The organism is Erythrobacter sp. JB1-4 (assembly GCF_057365025.1).
Genome location: NZ_CP200292.1, coordinates 1,760,655 through 1,778,483, shown reverse-complemented (window position 1 = coordinate 1,778,483; position 17,829 = coordinate 1,760,655). Strand labels below are relative to the sequence as shown.

Here is a 17,829-nt window from a genome sequence, read left to right as displayed (position 1 = left end):
CGGTCCCGTGCCCTGCACCATTCACCGCATGAGACGAGGCGAGAGCTTGTCGCGGCGAATCGTAAAACCCTAGAGTTTGCGCTTAAGCCAGCGCTAACCTTGTCCGGAGTATTGTTCACGGATGGCAATTCGAACCCTGTTCTCAATAACGACCCGTATTCTTGCCCCGTTCGCACTATTAACGGCTGCAAGCGTCGCACCTGCATTTGCGCAATCCACCGATAGAGCCAGCAGCGAGGCGAGCGGTGGGGCCAACGCGCTGCAATCCTCTTTTGACAACGCTTTTGGCACTGACCAGCGATCTCCTTCGACGTTTGAGGCGATCTACTCGTCTTCCTTCGAACAACGCATTGCCGAGCTTGCCGATGGCAGCAATGGTCGCATTGGCGTTGCGGCATGGGACCTTGCAACCGGCGAACAGATCATGGTGCTGGGCGACCAATTGTTCCCCATGGCTTCAACCAGCAAGATCGCGGTCGCAGCCAAATATCTCGAGCTGGTTGAGCAAGGTCGCTATACTCTGACAACCGAATTTCCCCTGCTTATCCCGGTACGCTCAAGAAAGTTCTCTTCCGCTGCAGCGCCCGTGCGCAATGGCAATTCCATGGCGGCTATTGATTTGATCGAGATCATGATCACCCGCTCAAGCAATCCTGCAACGGACGCATTGCTCAAAGCGGTGGGCGGCCCGCCCGCGGTCAACGATTGGATGCGCCGTCAGGGCATTTCGGACTTTTCCATCGATCGTGACATCGCGACTTTGGTTCGAGACGATGGTGAGTATGATCCCGCGACCTGGATTGACCCGCGCGATTCAGCAACACCCAAAGCGATGGTGCGCCTTCTGGCAGGTCTTTATCGCGGCGAATATCTGTCCGATGAAAGCCGCCGCGTCCTGCTTGGTGCAATGAGCCGCACGGTGACCGGTAAGCGGCGCATTGTCGCCAATATGCCGGGCGAGGCAAAGGTGAGCCACAAGACCGGATCGCTTAACAACACCTCGTCTGATGTAGGGATCATCGAAAGCCCAGATGGCCGCGCTGTTGCAGTTGCCATTTATGTGACGGGTCAAGGCACACGCCGTGCACGCGAAGCGCGGATCGCAAGCATTGCCCGCGCGCTGTACGATGGTTTCAATGTTCGCGCGCGCGAGGACCGCAATTGGGTCAGCGCACCGCGCATGGGTGGCGGTGGTTAAGCCTACGCGCCAATACACAAAAGAAAAAGGCGGCGTCCGGTATCGGACGCCGCCTTTTCTTTAATCAGCTAAAGCCGATTGAGAGCGAATTACTCGCCTTCAACCATAGCTTCTGCTTTAGCAGCTGCATCTTCAGCAGCTTCTTTAACGCCATCAGCAGCGTCGCTAGCGGCTTCAGAAGTCGCGTCAGCAGCGTCGCCAGCAGCTTCAGAAGTTGCGTCGGCAGCGTCGCCAGCAGCTTCGGTGGTCGCGTCAACAGCGTCGCCAGCAGCAGCAGTCGCGTCTTCAGCGATTGCAGAAGCGTCAGCAGCCATCGCATCGCCAGTGTCAGCAACGGCGTCAGCGGTTTCACCGCAAGCAGCAAGGCCAAGAGCAGAAGTTGCTACAGCAGCGGCAAGAACGATCTTACGCATAATAAAATTCCTCATTCAGCGAATTGAACACGCACTCCCCTCCTCGGAGAACGCGCCAAAGCCAGACAAATTGTGTCCCGCTCGAATTCATAAATAGTGGCCGAAATGTGGCCACACAAGTAAAATGTGGCAACACGCCTCTTTTTTGCCTTTTTCTCGCCACAATTCACCGGTGCTCCTGTGCGCGTTTTTGCAGGATTGCCGGTCCTATTTTGCATTGGGGCTAACGCTGCAATTCGTCTTACACGCGGGACGAGGCAGTGCTAGCACGTCTCTTATGTCAGACAATCAATCCGCCAAGCAGCAGCATCTCTATCTCGTCGATGGGTCGGCCTATATTTTCCGCGCCTATCACCGCCTGCCTCCGCTCACGAACCCTGAGGGCACGCCGGTGGGGGCAGTATATGGCTATACGACAATGCTGTGGAAGTTGGCTGATGATCTGGATGCAGCGGATGGTCCGACGCACCTTGCGGTAATCTTGGACAAGGATTCCAAGAGTTTCCGCAATGATATCTATCCCGAATACAAAGCCAATCGCCCTCCCCCGCCCGAAGATTTGCGTCCGCAATTCCCATTGATCCGCGATGCCACCCGCGCCTTCAGCCTCCCTTGTATTGAGGAACAAGGGCTTGAGGCGGACGATCTCATTGCCTCCTATGCCCGCGAGGCACAGCGCAAAGGGTGGAACGTCACAATTGTCTCTTCTGACAAGGACCTCATGCAATTGGTCGGCGAGCAGGACGGTGCGCGCGTGGATATGCTCGACACTATGAAGTCGCAGCGCATCTATCTTGATGAGGTCCACGAGAAGTTTGGCGTCACACCGGATCTGGTCGGAGACGTCTTGGCGCTGATGGGGGACAGCGTCGACAACGTGCCTGGCATCTATGGCGTCGGGCCCAAGACGGCTTCTAAGCTGATTGCAGAACACGGATCACTCACCGCTGCGCTCGATCAAGCGCCCGACATGAAGAAATCGAAATTGAAAGAGCGCCTACTGGAAGGCCGCGAGGCTGCGGAACTCTCGCGGGTGCTCGTGACGCTCAAAGAAGACTGCGACCTGCCCATACCGATTGAAGATATGGCGCTGACCAAAATCCCCGAGGAACCGCTTGAGGATTTCTTGCAGACCCACGGCTTTAGCTCGCTTCTCAAGCGGCTTGGCGCAGGGACCGGTTCGCCCGAACGCGCGAATAATCTCAATCCCGCAAAAGCTCAGAAGGGCGGCGATGCAGGGACAGCGCTCGGCAATCGCCAGCCGCTTCCCGAAATGCCGGCGGTCGACCGCAGCGCATATGAGACCGTGCAAACCCTTGAGCGGCTGCAAGAATGGGTCGCCAGAGCCACCGCCGCGCGGCTCGTCGCGGTGGACACCGAGACCTCTTCGCTCGATGCGATGCAAGCCGATCTTGTGGGCGTAAGCCTTGCTCTTGGCCCCAATGATGCGTGCTATATCCCGCTCGCACATGGTGGCAGCGATATGTTCGACGAAAAGCCGGATCAGGTCGCGATGGATGACGCCATCGCAGCGCTGAAACCCATGCTTGAAGAGACGTCCGTTCTCAAAGTCTTCCAGAACGGCAAGTATGACCTCAACGTGCTCGAGCGTTCCGGCATCTCCGTTTCGCCGATCGAGGACACCATGGTGATGAGCTTCGACCTTGATGCCGGACGCGGTGAAGGCATGGGCGGCGGACACGGGATGGACGAGCTTTCCGAGCGCCACCTTGGCCACACACCGCTTTCGTTCAAAGAAGTTTGCGGAACCGGTAAGAAAGCAATCCCCTTCGGAGAGGTGCCTTTGGACCGAGCGACCGAATACGCCGCCGAAGATGCCGATGTGACCTTGCGCCTTTATCGCATGCTCAAACCACGCCTTTCCGAAGAGGGTGGCACGAGTGTCTATGAGCGGGTCGACCGTCCGCTTATCCCTGTGGTCGCGGGAATGGAACGCGAAGGGATCAAAGTGGACCGCGCACGGCTTGCCAAACTCTCAGAGGAATTCGCAACCGAAACCGCGAGCCTTGAGAAAGCCATCCACGAGGCGGCGGGTGAAGAGTTTTCAGTCGGCAGCCCCAAGCAATTGGGCGAAATCCTGTTTGGTAAAATGGGGCTCAAAGGCGGTAAGAAGGGCAAGAGTGGGGCCTACTCAACCGACCAGGCGACGCTTGAAAAACTGAGCGCTGACCCGGAGGCGGCGGCGATCACCAAGAAGGTTCTTGAGTGGCGGCATTTGTCGAAGCTCAAATCGACCTACACCGACGCGCTGCAATCTCAGATCAACCCCGATACGGGCCGGGTGCACACGAGCTACAGCCTAGTGGGCGCACAGACCGGGCGACTGTCCTCAACCGACCCCAATTTGCAGAACATTCCGATCCGCACACCCATCGGGCGGCAAATCCGCGAGGCTTTTGTGCCGGAACCCGGCAATGTGCTACTCGCGGCGGACTACTCGCAGATTGAGCTGCGTTTGGCGGCGCATATGGCCGATGTTGAGACTCTCAAGGACGCATTTGCACAAGGCGAGGACATCCACTCACGCACTGCGACCGAGATGTTTGGCGAAGTCACTCGCGACACCCGCGCACAGGCCAAGACGATCAACTTCGCGATCCTTTATGGCATTTCGCGCTGGGGCCTTGCGGGCCGTCTCGAAGTCGAACCGGACGAAGCGCAGGCGATGATCGATACCTATTTCCAACGCTTCCCCGGCATCCAGCGCTATATCTCTGAAACGCTCACCAGCGTTGGTGAACGCGGCTATTCCGAGACACTCTTTGGCCGCAAGACATGGTTCCCCCGGATCAAATCCAAGAACCAGGCGGAGCGTCAGGGATCTGAGCGCGCAGCCATCAACGCGCCCATCCAAGGAACCAGCGCCGATATCATCAAACGGGCCATGATCCGCATGCTGCCCGCGCTTCGAGAAGCGGGCCTCAACGATGTCCGCATGCTCCTGCAAGTGCACGATGAATTGGTGTTTGAGCTGCCCGAAGGTGACGTCGCCGCTGCCTCTCCGATTATCGAGCGCGTGATGGCGGAAGCCGCCCTTCCCGCCGTCACGCTCGACGTGCCGCTAGCCATAGATATCGGCACGGGACCAAGCTGGGACGCTGCGCATTGATGATGCTGCCTGCGCGAACGGTGGCGGCCCTGCTGCTGCTCCTTGGTGGTGGAGCGTGCGCTTGGATTTGGAACACTCGGCGCGCGCTGCCTTACAATGAGCAAGGTCGGCATTTCGACGCGGAAAGCGCGGTCGTCCTGCACGAGCAATCCGCCACAATTTACGGGCTTCTTGCCGTCGCATTGACCGTTATCGGCGCAATCTGCTGGTTCGCTGCGCGGCGAGACTAGTTTCCTAGTCAGCGCCCTTTTCGTCGCTCGTCTCTTTATGCTTGTGCAGATGCTCAGGCGCAAAGAAACCGATCGGATTGGCCTCGACCGCGCGCTTCTTAAGCTCACCACGCATGGCCCGATATTCAGCCTCCATTCGCGGCGTCACCGTTGCACGGCTGTCCTCCAGCGCGTCGTCGAAGTCCTGCATTTCGACCGCAGGAACATCGCCGCCCATTCGGCGAAGAGCGCCTAAGCCCGCTCGGCGGACCACATCTTCAAGATCTGCTCCGGTAAAGCGGTCCGTCTTGGCTGCGACCTCGTCGAGGTCAACATTGCTGGAAAGCGGCATATTCTCAGTGTGGATACCAAGGATATGACGCCGCCCTTCAAGGTCTGGTGTGCCCACATAAACAAGCTCATCAAAGCGGCCCGGACGAAGCAATGCAGGGTCCATCAAAGTCGGACGGTTGGTGGCACCGATAACGATCACCGATTGCAGCTCTTCAAGCCCGTCCATTTCGGCAAGGATCGTGTTAACGACCCGCCCGGTGACCTGTGGTTCGCCCTGTCCTGACCCGCGCGCAGGTGCAAGACTGTCGATTTCGTCGATAAATACCACGCAAGGCGCAACGGCTCTGGCGCGGGCGAAGAGTTTGGCGATCTGTTGTTCGCTTTCGCCGTACCATTTGCTCAAAAGGTCAGACGATTTCATCGATATGAAATTGGCATCAGCCTCTTTGGCCACCGCCTTTGCAAGCAGGGTCTTGCCCGTTCCTGGCGGGCCATAAAGAAGGAAGCCTTTGGCCGCGCGAATGCCAAGCCTGCGGAAACCTTCGGCGTTCTTCAGAGGCAATTCGATGCCTTCTTTGAGCTTGTCGATTGCATCGCCAACCCCGCCAATATCGTCCCAGCCCACATTGGGCATCTGCACCATAACCTCGCGCATGGCGGAGGGTTGAATGCGCTTGAGCGCCCCTTGGAAATCGGCGCGGGTGACACACAGTTCCTCAAGCACTTCCGGCGGAATTTCGCGCGCATCAAGGTCGAGCTTGGGCATGATCCGCCGCACGGCATCAATCGCGGCCTCGCGCGCAAGCGCTGCCAAGTCAGCACCGACAAACCCGTGGGTCATGCGGGCCAATTCGTTGAGGTCAACGCCCTCTTCTAGTGGCATACCCCGGGCGTGGATCGCCAAAATTTCGCGGCGACCGCTCTGATCAGGCACGCCGACCACAATCTCGCGGTCAAAACGGCCCGGACGGCGCAATGCTTCATCAATAGCATCAGGGCGATTGGTTGCCGCAATCACCACAATATTGGCGCGCGCTTCGAGCCCATCCATCAAGGTGAGCATCTGGGCAACCAAGCGCTTCTCAGCTTCGCCCGGCACTTGGGTGCGTTTGGGCGCAATTGAATCGATCTCATCTATGAATATGATCGCAGGTGCCGCGCGAGCAGCCTCTTCGAAGACCTCACGAAGGCGCTTTTCACTCTCACCATAGCCCGACCCCATGATTTCGGGCCCATTGATGATGAAAAACTCAGCGTCGCTTTCATTCGCGACCGCCTGTGCAAGACGGGTCTTGCCAGTCCCTGGAGGACCATGAAGAAGCACGCCTTTGGGCGGATCAACGCCAAGCCGGGTAAACAGCTCAGGATAGCGAAGCGGCAGTTCCACCATTTCGCGCAGCGCCTGGATGGTGTCTTCCATCCCGCCCACATCATCATAGTTTACCGCGCCCCTTGCATCGCGCGGCTCTTCAAACTCAGTGCGAAGCTCAACTTCGGTGTTCTCGTCGATATGGACAATGCCCTTAGGGTTTGTCGTATGAACAGAGAGCCGAATTTGGGTGAGTGCATAGGCGGGTGCGCGCAGCATTTGACGCACGTCAGAGGGCATGTTTTGCACCGGCTGCTGGCCCGTGGTTGCGACCAAGTCTCCAGCGACAAGCGGCTTGCGGAAGAAATTGCGCTTTAATGCCTGTGTCGGCCCTTGAAGCCGCATATCGCGCTGGGCTGGCGCAAAAACAACGCGTGTTGCAGGGCGCGATTGCGCCACCTTTATATCTACATGCTCACCCGATCCCACTTCGGCATTACCTCGCTGGAGACCATCAAGGCGGATAACATCCAGCGTCTCGTCTTCTTGGTAAGCAGGCAAAGCGATCGCTGCCGTTGAACGCTTGCCGATGACTTCGACAACATCGCCTTCGGTGATGCCGAGCTTTTGAAAAGCGGTTCGCGGCATTCTTGCAATGCCTTGTCCCGATTCTTCTGAGCGTGCAGACGCGACCTGAAGTCGCACCTTACGGCTGGAGGTGGAGGCTGTGTCGGCGTCTGCCATGCAGTTGGTCCCTTGGCGTTGCAAAATTCACGTGCGCCCGGCTGGAGCGCGATGCATTGGAGTAGCTAGGGAGCACTACACGCGATTGCAAACCACAGTTTTCGGAAGGACTTAGGCAGTTAGCCGTAAGCGGCCACTGCAATAGGCGGCAAGCGTGGGCCAAGGAGGCAGAACCTGAAAAAGCCCGACTCGAACGCAGGACGGCACAAAAAAAGCCCGGCACAAAGGCCGGGCTTAAAAGTTTGGGAGAGGATGCCTGAAAGGCATGAGAGGGTTTTGCCGCTGAGAGGCTTTTTGTGCAAGTGCGAAAGCCGCATTTTTTGTTGCATAAAATACATCTAAATCTCGGGAACCGAACAATCCAGTCCCATTATACGCAAATTAGATTGTCCAATATGTGCGCATTTGCCTATATTTTGGGCATTTTGGATCTAATTGGCGGTTTGCAGACATGTTTTTGCGTCATTTCACTAAATCGTGACATCGCTGCTGGTTGCGACTAATCAATCGCCTGCGCTAAATTTTTCGAGACCCATTCCTGCTCTTAACCGCACCTGCGGAGCAACAAAGCGGGAGGGGCGCTCGGGCACGAAACAGACGGATCGCCCTTTCCTATGTCAAAAATCTTCGAAACTGCTCAGTCCGCACTTGAAGGCATAATCGCAAACGATCTTCTCATTGCAGCTGGCGGGTTTGGTCTTTGCGGTATTCCCGAGCGGCTTCTTGATGCAATCCAAGAAAGCGGCGCGACCGGGCTCACCTTTGCCAGCAACAATGCCGGCATTGACAATGAGGGTATCGGCAAATTGCTTCGCACTCGTCAGGTGAAGAAGATGATCTCTTCTTACGTCGGCGAGAATAAGGAATTTGAGCGCCAATTCCTGTCAGGTGAGCTTGAGGTGGAATTTTGTCCGCAAGGCACACTGGCTGAGCGAATGCGCGCAGGCGGTGCGGGGATCCCGGGCTTCTACACCAAAACCGGTGTTGGAACGCAGGTTGCCGAGGGCAAAGAGCACAAGGATTTTGCCGATCAAGACGGCGTAATGTCGACCTATATCCTTGAACAAGGGATCTTCGCTGACCTTTCCATCGTCAAGGCATGGAAAGCTGATGAGACGGGCAATCTTATTTTCCGCAAGACAGCGCGCAATTTCAATCAACCTGCCGCCACGTGCGGCAAGGTTTGCATCGCTGAGGTTGAAGAAATTGTCCCTGCAGGTGCATTAGAGGCGGATGAAATCCATCTTCCCGGTGTCTTCGTCAATCGATTGGTCTTGGGCAGCCCTTACGACAAAAAAATCGAGTTCCGCACCGTACGAGAGCGGGAGAATGCATAAATGAATGATACGAATTTGAGGAAAGCGGGTACGCTTACCCTTTGCGCGGTGGCCGCCGTTTCATTGCAAGGCTGCGTGGCGGCTGCATTCCCTTTGGCTGCAGGCGGACTTATTGGAGAGCGTGCTGTATCTGGCCGAGAAAGCACGCCAAGCAGCGGTGACGCCGATGCGGATAATGCCGAGCCGAGCGCTGACCAGCAAGAATTGAATTCAGACCTCGCTCCAGTCGAGAACGAGCCCATGACCGCCGCGCCTCCGGCAACTCAAACAAGCGCTGATTTCAACGCTGCATTTGCAGAGCCCCGCCCCGCGCCAATTTCATCAGCACCAATTTCATCAGCAACAGTTCCACCCACATCTGAAGCGGTGGCTGTGGTCCCTTCCGCGGTGGCCACTCCAACAACAAGCGCTGTAAGACCGCTTCCCACGCCGGTTCCATCCGCGAGGGAGCCGCTTGGTCCAGCGGGGATCAATCAATTGCTGTCTTATGCCAATTCTCGCCAGATCGCATCGGAGGAAGTGCCTTACTCTGCTATGCTAAAAGACCGGGTCGCGCTTGAGCCTGTGAAGGCTGAGTGTGCGGGCGTGTCTCCCACCATTTTGATCGATCTTGACCCCGAGAACGGCCTTTTCGATTCAACAATAGCTTCTCGCCCGCCATCGGGTCTTGCGCGCGGTCTTGCGCGACTTCGTGAAAGCGGCGTTTCGGTCGCTTGGATTTCCGGCAACGGGATCGACAAACTTGACGCGATCAAGCGGGCGCTGACTTACAGCGGGCTTGATCTGGCGAATGAAGACCGCGTGATGCTCATCCGCAGCCCCGATGATCGCAAACAGACCCTTCGCGAAGAGCTCTCACAGATCAGTTGCCTGGTCGCGATTGCTGGCGATACGCGCTCTGATTTTGATGAGCTTTACGATTATCTCAAAAATCCTGCGGATGCGAAGTCGCTTGAGCCATTGATTGGCGATGGTTGGTTTCTCATCCCGCAACCTCTGCTTTAGTAGAAAGACCCGTTTCATGAGTGATAAGCCCAAAGGCTGGACCAGAGATCAAATGGCAGCGCGCGCAGCTAAAGAGCTGCAAGATGGCTATTACGTCAATCTGGGTATTGGCATCCCGACCTTGGTCGCAAACCATATTCCCGATGGAATGATGGTCACGCTTCAAAGCGAGAACGGCATGCTTGGTATTGGCCCCTTCCCATTCGAAGACGAGGTTGACGCAGACCTTATCAACGCGGGCAAACAGACCATTAGCGAGCTTCCTCACAGCGCCTATTTCGACAGCGCCACCAGCTTTTCCATGATCCGTGGAGGACATATTGACCTCACCGTCCTTGGTGCGATGGAAGTCGCTGCCAATGGCGATATCGCTAACTGGATGATCCCGGGCAAAATGATCAAGGGCATGGGCGGCGCAATGGACTTGGTCGCTGGTGTCAAAAAGATCATCGTGGTGATGGATCACACCGCCAAAGACGCGAGCCCCAAGTTTATACCGGAGTGCACGCTACCTTTAACAGGTGCAAATGTGGTGGACATGATCATTACCAATTTGGGCGTCTTCCACCGCCCGACCAAAGGCGACGCTTTCCGACTGATTGAGCTCGCACCAGGCGTGACACAAGACGATATCGCAGCCAACACCACAGCCTCTTACGAGGTGGATTTGGAGCCGGCATAGACAATCATGTGGCTTGATAGCCCTCGAAATCCCAACGCGCCGCTCGCCGGGCTTAAGGTGCTCGAACTTGCACGGGTGCTGGCAGGGCCATGGGCAGGTCAGATCCTTGCAGACCTTGGCGCAGATGTGATCAAGATTGAAAGCCCGGAGGGCGACGGCACCCGCCAATGGGGCCCGCCATGGGTAGAACGCGAAGGGCCTGATGGCGAGGTGCGGCGTGAGGCGGCCTATTACCACGCCTGCAATCGCGGCAAACGCAGCGTGGTGGCCGATTTCGGCAAAGCTGATGATCTAGCACGCGTCGCGGACTTGGCGCGCGACGCTGATGTGGTGATCGAGAATTTCAAAACCGGTGGACTTGCCAAATTCGGCCTCGACTATCCCACCTTGAACGCGGCTAACCCGCAGCTTGTATATTGCTCGATCACCGGTTTTGGGCAGACAGGCCCGCGCGCTCATGAGGCGGGGTATGACTTTGTTATCCAAGGCATGGGCGGCTTTATGTCGATCACCGGAGAGCCCGAAGGGGTGCCGGTCAAAATGGGCATTTCGATCAGCGATCTTACCACCGGCGTTTACGCAGCGAACGCGGTTCAGGCCGCTTTGTTACAGCGTGTTCGCACCGGGGCCGGGCAGCATATCGACATGGCTCTTCTCGACTGCTCCGTCGCCCTATTGGCCAATCAGGCAACCTATCACCTCACCACTGGCGAAAACCCGCCGCGCATGGGCAATGCACATGCCCAGGTCGCGCCATACGGCGTGTTCCCGGTGAGCGATGGCCATGTGATCCTTGCGCCTGCAAATGATCGGTTGTTCACGCGGTTGGCCACGCTGTTAGGGCGCGAGGAGCTGTCACTAGACCAGCGCTTTGCCAGCAATAGCGGCAGGATCGAGAATGCAGGCGCGCTTGACGCTGAGATTGCCAAGGCGACAAAGAGCTGGACCAAAGCGGAGCTGCTTGAGGCCTGTGCCAAGAAAGGCGTACCAGCTGGCCCCATCAACCAGCTGGACGAGGTGTTCGAGGATCCACAGGTGCTAGCGCGCGGTCTTCGCGTCGACCTTGGAGGGCTGCCCGGTGTGCGCAGCCCGTTCACTTTCTCTGATGCCGAATTGGCGCTTGATCGGCCCTCCCCAATGCTGGGAGAGGATGGCTAGCGGCTTATCAGAGGGCATCTGGGTTGATGTTGATTGTATTCTCGTTCCCCCAAGTAGAAACTCTCCCGACAACCTTACCATCATTCACGACTTTCATAACTCGTTTCAAAGATGGCAGCCGGTTTTGAGGCGCGTAACTGATCCGCTGCCTTTCTGTAATGAGGGTTATGGAATAGCTTGGTTTGGCATCCTCATCATCTGACTGAAGCAATTGTGACAAGGTGTCCTGTCCAACCGAAACGCCGATACCGCTATCGCTAATGGCAAGAAGATAAGAGTCGCTCGATCCGTTGGCACGGTAAGCCACTTGCCCAGGGCCAATGGAATCATCACGGCACCAGACCGCAGGCGGCGCTGGCACAGCCGTTTCGCCTTCTGCCCCTTCTTCTTGCAATTTGTTTGCGACCAATCCACCAAACAGCGACCCCAAAATAGAGGAGCCAGCATCAGACTTAACGTCTCTGGCGCGTTTGAATCTTAGTTTTTCGTCGCAATCGACAACAGCAATCGCCGGGGATTGAGGGTTCTGCGTTTCTGGCGGAGTTATGTCGGCAAACGCTGCGTCTATAAACGCTTTCATTTCTTGCGAGGTCTTGCTGGACGAGGACACACGCATTTTGACAAGCCAACCATCGACCGAAAACAAAATCACCGCTGTGCTCAGCGAAGCAGAGCTGTTCGGCGTATCATAAATCGCTCTTAGACCCTGCCATGCGCCCGCGCCCGGCCATCCATATTGCTCTACTCCGAAAGCGAGTTCTGGATTAGCGTATACATCTCTGATTTCGATCCCTGTTTGCGCCTGCCGGAACCACACGGGGACAGCGCCGCTCGTGTGACGATAAATGTAGAGCGAGATTTCCTCTGCCCCGCTTCCGTCATTGAATGAAAAGCCAATGTTGAGAAAATCACCTGCAAACTCGGTCGCACGGGCACGCGGAAGGCCGCCAAGCTCGCTGGGAACTTCGATCCCGCTGTGCGGATGTACCCATGGCGCACCAACTTCGAGTTCAATCGGCGCTTGTGCTGCAAGCGGCAAAATCGGTGTGGCCAAAAGGCTGACAAAAGACACCAGACCAAAAATTGTCGAGCGCATCATTTACCCCCAAATCATCTCGCGAATATTGTCGCAGTGTACGGACAAAAATCAAGATTAGTCGCAATAAACCATAGGCCGACTATTCAACTCATCAATCGCGAAGCCGTGCGCCACAGGCGTTCAAAAGGTCCCTGCCCAAACCGATCAAGCCAGCCCGGCGACCAAAGAAGCATCGCGGTTATCGGGACAAAGCTTAATGCCAACGCCTGAGCTCTTGAGACCTCTGCAAACAGACCAAACCCCCAGCTTGCAAAGATCGCAGCCAAGATAACCGAAGTCATAAGGTAATTTGTAAGCGACATTCGTCCCACTGCCGCCAACCGCTGCGTGATAGCACCTTTTTGGGTAAACAAAGCCATCGCTGCCGCAGCATATGCAAAGCCTAAGAGCGTATCGAAGGGAGCTGAGAGGATCAGGCCCGATAGCCCCACAAAGCTTGGAGGGAAGTCGTTTTCGGAAACCCACCAAGCAAGAGCCAGCAAAGCGGGCACGGATACCAAGGCACAAATCGCGCCCATGCGCTGCAAGAGGAACACGCGCCATTCCCCTGCAAGCATACGGTTCTTCCAAAGCCCCATGCCAAGCACCATCGCTGCAAGGTTTAGCGGCAAGGAACTGCTTATGACGGTGAGCTGCGAGGCAAAGCCAGCCAGCCTGCGCAAAATGCGCGCGCCCCACTCTTCGCGCCCCAAGTCTAGCATGTATTGGACAGCAGGAGGGTCAGCGCCAAAATTGCGGACGGCGAACAAGGTGGCATCGCTGCCCAGTCGCCCTTCGTAAAAATCAAGCACCGCGCTTCCCAAAGTGACCATGCCAACACCAGCATGCACAGCGACAAGTCCAACACAGATCGCGATGAGCGCGCGCGCACTCAAAGCGTTAAGCAGCGGAAGCGCGCATCCTGCCAATGCGTATGATCGCAGTACATCATTGCTGGCGAAAAGCACCGAATGCACAAGGCCAATCACAAAAAGCACCGCCATCCTTGCATAGTGCGCGCGCCATGGCTTGTCCTCGGTTCGCTCCAACAGGATTAGGCACCCTGCACCAAACAGCATGGCAAAGAGCGTGCGGAACTTGTCCTCGATGAAGACAAAACTCACGACCCAAATCAGCCGGTCAAGGGCTGAGCCTTCCCCAAGGCCGGGTCCCCAAACGGTCGGATTGTAATAACCTTGCGCAGGAAGCGCGAAGGCATAGACGTTCATCCAGACAATGCCGATGACCGCTAGGCCGCGCAGAGCGTCTAACTGAATAATTCGGTGTTTGGGCAAATTGGGTGCAGAAAGGGCGGGCGCAGGCATCGCAAGCGCCCTAACAGATCAGGCGAGAGCTGCCTTCAAGTCTTCGACCAAATCCGTGCGCTCCCATGGGAATTTATCCCCGTCCGCGGTACGGCCAAAGTGACCGTATGCAGCGCTGGTGCGGTAAATCGGCTTGTTGAGGCCAAGATGTGTGCGGATCGCGCGCGGGGTGAGACCGCCAAGCTTGCCGATTGAGTGGATCGCCTCTTCAAGGCTCGCATCGGTCACACCATCTGCCGCTGTGCCGTGTGTATCGACATAAAGCGAAAGCGGAACCGAGACACCAATTGCATAGGCGATTTGGATCGTGCAGCGGGTCGCAAGACCGGCCGCCACAACATTTTTCGCCAGATAGCGCGTGATGTAGGCAGCGCTGCGGTCGACCTTGGTTGGGTCTTTACCGCTAAAAGCACCGCCGCCGTGTGGAGCAGCACCGCCATAGGTGTCGACGATGATCTTGCGGCCTGTGAGCCCTGCGTCACCATCAGGACCACCGATGACAAAACTGCCTGTGGGGTTGATGTGCCACTGCGTTGTCGTGGTGATGAAACCGTCAGGCAGCACGCTTGCGACGACGCCTTTCACATATTCATGAAGTTCGGTTTCCTTACCGCCCTTGTCATAGCCTTCCGCATGCTGCGTGCTGACCACCACTGCCGTGCACGCAACAGGTTTGCCGTGCTCATATTTGAGCGTGACCTGGCTCTTGGCATCAGGTTCAAGGAATGGTGCTGCCCCCGAGTGGCGATCCTTGGCGAGCTGTTCGAGGATTTTGTGGCTGTAATCGAGCGTCGCTGGCATCAAATCCGGCGTTTCATCACAAGCAAAGCCGAACATGATGCCCTGGTCACCGGCGCCTTCGTCTTTGTTTGAGCCTTCTGCCCCTGCATCTACGCCTTGCGCGATATGAGCAGACTGTCCGTGGAGGTGGTTTTCAAAGGTCAACGTCTTCCAGTGAAAGCCATCTTGTTCATAACCAATGTCGCGAACGGTCGCGCGAACCGCCTTTTCAATTTCTTCTTTGGCACCCGGAGCCCAGCCGCCATTGACAGCCCATTCCTCATTGCCCTCATCATACATCGGAGCGCAGCGGATTTCGCCTGAGAGGATCACGCGCTGGGTCGTGGTCATTGTCTCACAAGCGACACGCGCTTCGGGGTCCTTTGCAAGCATCAGATCGACAATCGCATCCGAAATCTGGTCTGAGACCTTATCGGGGTGGCCTTCGGAAACGCTTTCGGAAGTGAAGAGGTAATCGCTACGCATGATAGAAAGGGGCCTCCAAAGCCTATGATCAGTTAGCGCACACAGACGCTTTATACAGATATAAGGAAATCTTTATGTCCAACGCCTGACGCCCTAGCTGCGTGGTGTCCGCAAGGCAAGAAGTCTTGGTAGCCCAAGCCCTAATACGGCGAGTAAAGCAGCCCACATGAGCGGGAGCGCATTGCCAAGCTTTGAGAATAACGTGGGCGGTTTGGCAACGGGGATACGCCCTTCAATTGCACCGGCCTCACCACTGGCGATGGCTTGCACCACATTGCCGCTCGCATCGATCACGGCGCTGATCCCGGTCGTAGTGGAGCGAAGAACCGGCAATCCCTCCTCAATCGCGCGCATTCGAGCTTGCGCAAGATGCTGCGGCGGGCCCCAGCTGCCAAACCAGCCATCATTGGAAGGGTTAAAAAGGTAATCGGGGCGATTGTTTTGATCTACGACTTGGCCGGAAAAAACGATCTCATAGCAGATTTGAACCCCTGCTTTGCCATGTTGGCCAAGGTCGAGTGTCTCGGGGCCGGGGCCGGGGATATAGGGAATAGAGCCAGCGGTGAGCCGCGAGAGTCCGATTGCGCCCAGCAGGTTTTCCATCGGAAGGTACTCACCATACGGAACAAGGTGTTCCTTGGCATAGTGGTGGGTGATCTCCCCTTCCCCGTTCATTCCAATCACCGAATTGCGGGCAGAGAGCGCGCGCGGGATGCCGTCTGTACCAGGGCCAATGTTGAGGTTTACGACGCCTGTGAGAAGCGTGGACTGTGGTCCGATCACCATCCCGATACGACGGCGCGCAAAGTCCGGGTCAGCGCCAGCCGTCATGCGTGTGTAGTAACGCTGCGGATAGCCGTCTTCGAGATAGTCAGGCACCGCGCTTTCAGGCCACAAGACAAGGCGCGATTGGTCTGCGTTTTTTTGTGTGAGGCGCGCGGTCCGTTGAAATTGCTCCTCGAATTTGGAGCCGTCGTTGATTTCCTCTTGCGGGATGAGAGGCTGGACGAGGGTGTAGTTGATGTCGGTCTGATTCCGGAGGTCCACCGCCGGTGCAACCATAACTAGGCCCGACGCTGCTAACAAGGAAACGGGTAAAACCCTCGCTTTGTAAGTCGCCCCAAGGAAGGTCTGCACCAGCCCTGATGCAAAGAGGATAGCAAAACCGGAAAGCGCGTAGGTGCCCATCCACGGTAAAAGTTGAGCCAGACCCGGCACGTCCCATCCGCCAAGCAGCATGAGCCCCAAAGGAGGCCATGGATAGCCAGTAAACACCCAGCTCCTTAGCCACTCAGTCACAATCCAAGCGCTCGCGAGCACCACGCCAAACGCCAGCACTCCACTTCGCCGCGCCAGCAAATGCGCCGATAAAGCAGCAAGTGCAGGATACACCGCGAGGTAAATGCACAAGAGCGGCACCGCCACCCAGCCCAGTGCAGCGGGCATATCGCTTTGATAAGTAAAGGCGGTCGCGATCCAATTGTTAGCCAGCGTCAAATGCGCCCAGCCGAAGGTCCAACCGATCCACAATGCCCCGCGCCAGGTGGTAGCGGCGCGCAGATGCGCAACCCATAGCGCGAGCGCTGGCAATGCAATCCACCACGCATGAACCGGCGGGTATCCAAGGGCTGCAATAAGACCAAGAAGGCCAGACGTTAGCCCCGGCCACTTTTGGGATAACTCAGTTATGCGCGCCCAAACCGAAGCCCACATCCCATTATCAGGACCCAGCGAAGCGTCGCTCATCCAAACATCCCCTTATGCAAAGGGTTGCTGATTACCCAACCGCTTCGAGATCATCGTCATCAGATGATGCACTGATCGATGGAGGTAGGACCGAGGAGTCAAATTCAGCTGCCCCGCTGTCATCTGCGCCAGCATCATCCGCTTTCTTGCGGCGAGTGCGCTTTTTCGGAGCGTCGTCGCCACCGTCCGCCTTAGGCTTTCGTGTGCGCGAAGCCCTTTTGGGTTTGGGCTTGGCGTTCTCTTCATCCGCGCCAGCAGGCTCGCCTTCGCTGCCCTGTTCACCTTGGTCAAGGGAGTTGCCGTCGGCCCGCTGATCGTCGCGTTGATCATCACGCTGATCGTCGCGTTGATCGTCGCGTTGATCGTCTCTGCGCCCACGACTACGGCGATTGTTCCGACGACGGCTATCGCCATCTTCGTCATCACCATCATCATTATTTCCGCCGCGCTCTTCATTGCGTTTCGCGCGGGCCTCGTCCTGACGCGCCTTATTATCAGCGATCACGCGGAAATAGTGGTCTGCAAACTGGAGATAATATTCAGCCTGAACCCGATCACCATTGTGCTGCGCATCTTGAGCAAGCTTTTTGTACTTATCGAGCAATTGGGGCGCATTTCCCCGCGCGCGGCTGTCGATCCGGTTCTGGTTATTGCCGCCTTGGTTGTTGCGGTTTCCGCGACCGCGGCGACGATTATTGCGATTGTTGTTCAAGGAAAATCTTCCAGTTAACGACCTTGGCGATCACCTAACCCGAACGCCATTGGCCAATAGACCTTTCGTCTCTCGCACCGCTTACGCGGCTCTCTCTCAAATCCTGGCTTGCCTGACCTATGGGATTGCCCCCGCACAAGGCCGATTAACAAGGAATTTGGAGCTTGGATCAGCGTTTCGCGTAAGATCGCGGAGCGGTGTTCCGATTCGATAGCTAGCGAGC

Annotated in this window: 14 protein-coding genes; 7 read left to right on the top strand and 7 right to left on the bottom strand. The window is 56.7% G+C overall.

Going from position 1 to position 17,829, the window contains the following annotated elements; all coding sequences use genetic code 11:
- The first annotated feature begins 121 nt into the window (after window positions 1–121).
- The gene (locus tag AC0V61_RS08285; RefSeq protein ID WP_486156777.1) at window positions 122–1,198 is read left to right on the top strand and encodes a serine hydrolase; all 1,077 of its coding nucleotides are present in this window, start codon (window positions 122–124) and stop codon (window positions 1,196–1,198) included.
- Between the two features lie 89 nt (window positions 1,199–1,287).
- Here AC0V61_RS08285 and AC0V61_RS08280 read toward each other — a convergent pair whose 3' ends face one another.
- Complete coding sequence (locus tag AC0V61_RS08280; protein ID WP_486156776.1) at window positions 1,288–1,611, bottom strand: hypothetical protein; 324 nt, start codon at window positions 1,609–1,611, stop codon at window positions 1,288–1,290.
- A 277-nt stretch (window positions 1,612–1,888) separates the two neighbouring features.
- Between AC0V61_RS08280 and polA the strand changes: the two genes are divergently transcribed.
- Complete coding sequence (gene polA / locus AC0V61_RS08275) at window positions 1,889–4,741, top strand: DNA polymerase I (protein ID WP_486156775.1); 2,853 nt, start codon at window positions 1,889–1,891, stop codon at window positions 4,739–4,741.
- Window positions 4,741–4,971: a hypothetical protein gene (locus tag AC0V61_RS08270; protein ID WP_486156774.1), complete on the top strand. Its 231-nt coding sequence runs from the start codon at window positions 4,741–4,743 to the stop codon at window positions 4,969–4,971. The genes polA and AC0V61_RS08270 overlap by 1 nt, the downstream gene beginning before the upstream one ends.
- A 4-nt stretch (window positions 4,972–4,975) precedes the next feature.
- Here AC0V61_RS08270 and AC0V61_RS08265 read toward each other — a convergent pair whose 3' ends face one another.
- A complete protein-coding gene (locus AC0V61_RS08265) occupies window positions 4,976–7,297 on the bottom strand; it encodes a CDC48 family AAA ATPase (protein WP_486156773.1) in 2,322 nt (773 codons plus the stop codon).
- A 614-nt stretch (window positions 7,298–7,911) separates the two neighbouring features.
- Here AC0V61_RS08265 and AC0V61_RS08260 point away from each other — a divergent pair.
- Genes AC0V61_RS08260 through AC0V61_RS08245 form a run of 4 tightly spaced genes read left to right on the top strand, consistent with a single transcriptional unit; the run spans window position 7,912 to window position 11,479 of the window.
- Entirely contained in the window at window positions 7,912–8,634 is a 723-nt protein-coding gene (locus AC0V61_RS08260; RefSeq protein ID WP_486156772.1) for a CoA transferase subunit A, read from the top strand.
- Complete coding sequence (locus AC0V61_RS08255; RefSeq protein WP_486156771.1) at window positions 8,635–9,639, top strand: hypothetical protein; 1,005 nt, start codon at window positions 8,635–8,637, stop codon at window positions 9,637–9,639.
- A gap of 16 nt (window positions 9,640–9,655) precedes the next feature.
- On the top strand, window positions 9,656–10,321 hold the full coding sequence (locus AC0V61_RS08250) for a 3-oxoacid CoA-transferase subunit B (protein WP_486156770.1): 666 nt from the start codon (window positions 9,656–9,658) through the stop codon (window positions 10,319–10,321).
- Between the two features lie 6 nt (window positions 10,322–10,327).
- Entirely contained in the window at window positions 10,328–11,479 is a 1,152-nt protein-coding gene (locus tag AC0V61_RS08245) for a CaiB/BaiF CoA transferase family protein (RefSeq protein WP_486156769.1), read from the top strand.
- 7 nt (window positions 11,480–11,486) lie between these two features.
- Here the strand turns inward: AC0V61_RS08245 and AC0V61_RS08240 are convergent, their stop codons facing one another.
- The 5 genes from AC0V61_RS08240 to AC0V61_RS08220 form a co-directional block, all read right to left on the bottom strand.
- Complete coding sequence (locus tag AC0V61_RS08240) at window positions 11,487–12,578, bottom strand: hypothetical protein (protein ID WP_486156768.1); 1,092 nt, start codon at window positions 12,576–12,578, stop codon at window positions 11,487–11,489.
- Window positions 12,579–12,661: 83 nt separating this feature from the next.
- A complete protein-coding gene (locus tag AC0V61_RS08235) occupies window positions 12,662–13,882 on the bottom strand; it encodes a DUF418 domain-containing protein (RefSeq protein ID WP_486156767.1) in 1,221 nt (406 codons plus the stop codon).
- Between the two features lie 18 nt (window positions 13,883–13,900).
- The gene (metK, locus tag AC0V61_RS08230) at window positions 13,901–15,148 is read right to left on the bottom strand and encodes a methionine adenosyltransferase (RefSeq protein ID WP_486156766.1); all 1,248 of its coding nucleotides are present in this window, start codon (window positions 15,146–15,148) and stop codon (window positions 13,901–13,903) included.
- Between the two features lie 93 nt (window positions 15,149–15,241).
- The gene (lnt, locus tag AC0V61_RS08225; RefSeq protein WP_486156765.1) at window positions 15,242–16,894 is read right to left on the bottom strand and encodes an apolipoprotein N-acyltransferase; all 1,653 of its coding nucleotides are present in this window, start codon (window positions 16,892–16,894) and stop codon (window positions 15,242–15,244) included.
- A 31-nt stretch (window positions 16,895–16,925) separates the two neighbouring features.
- Complete coding sequence (locus AC0V61_RS08220; protein WP_486156764.1) at window positions 16,926–17,606, bottom strand: DUF4167 domain-containing protein; 681 nt, start codon at window positions 17,604–17,606, stop codon at window positions 16,926–16,928.
- Between the last annotated feature and the right edge of the window lie 223 nt (window positions 17,607–17,829).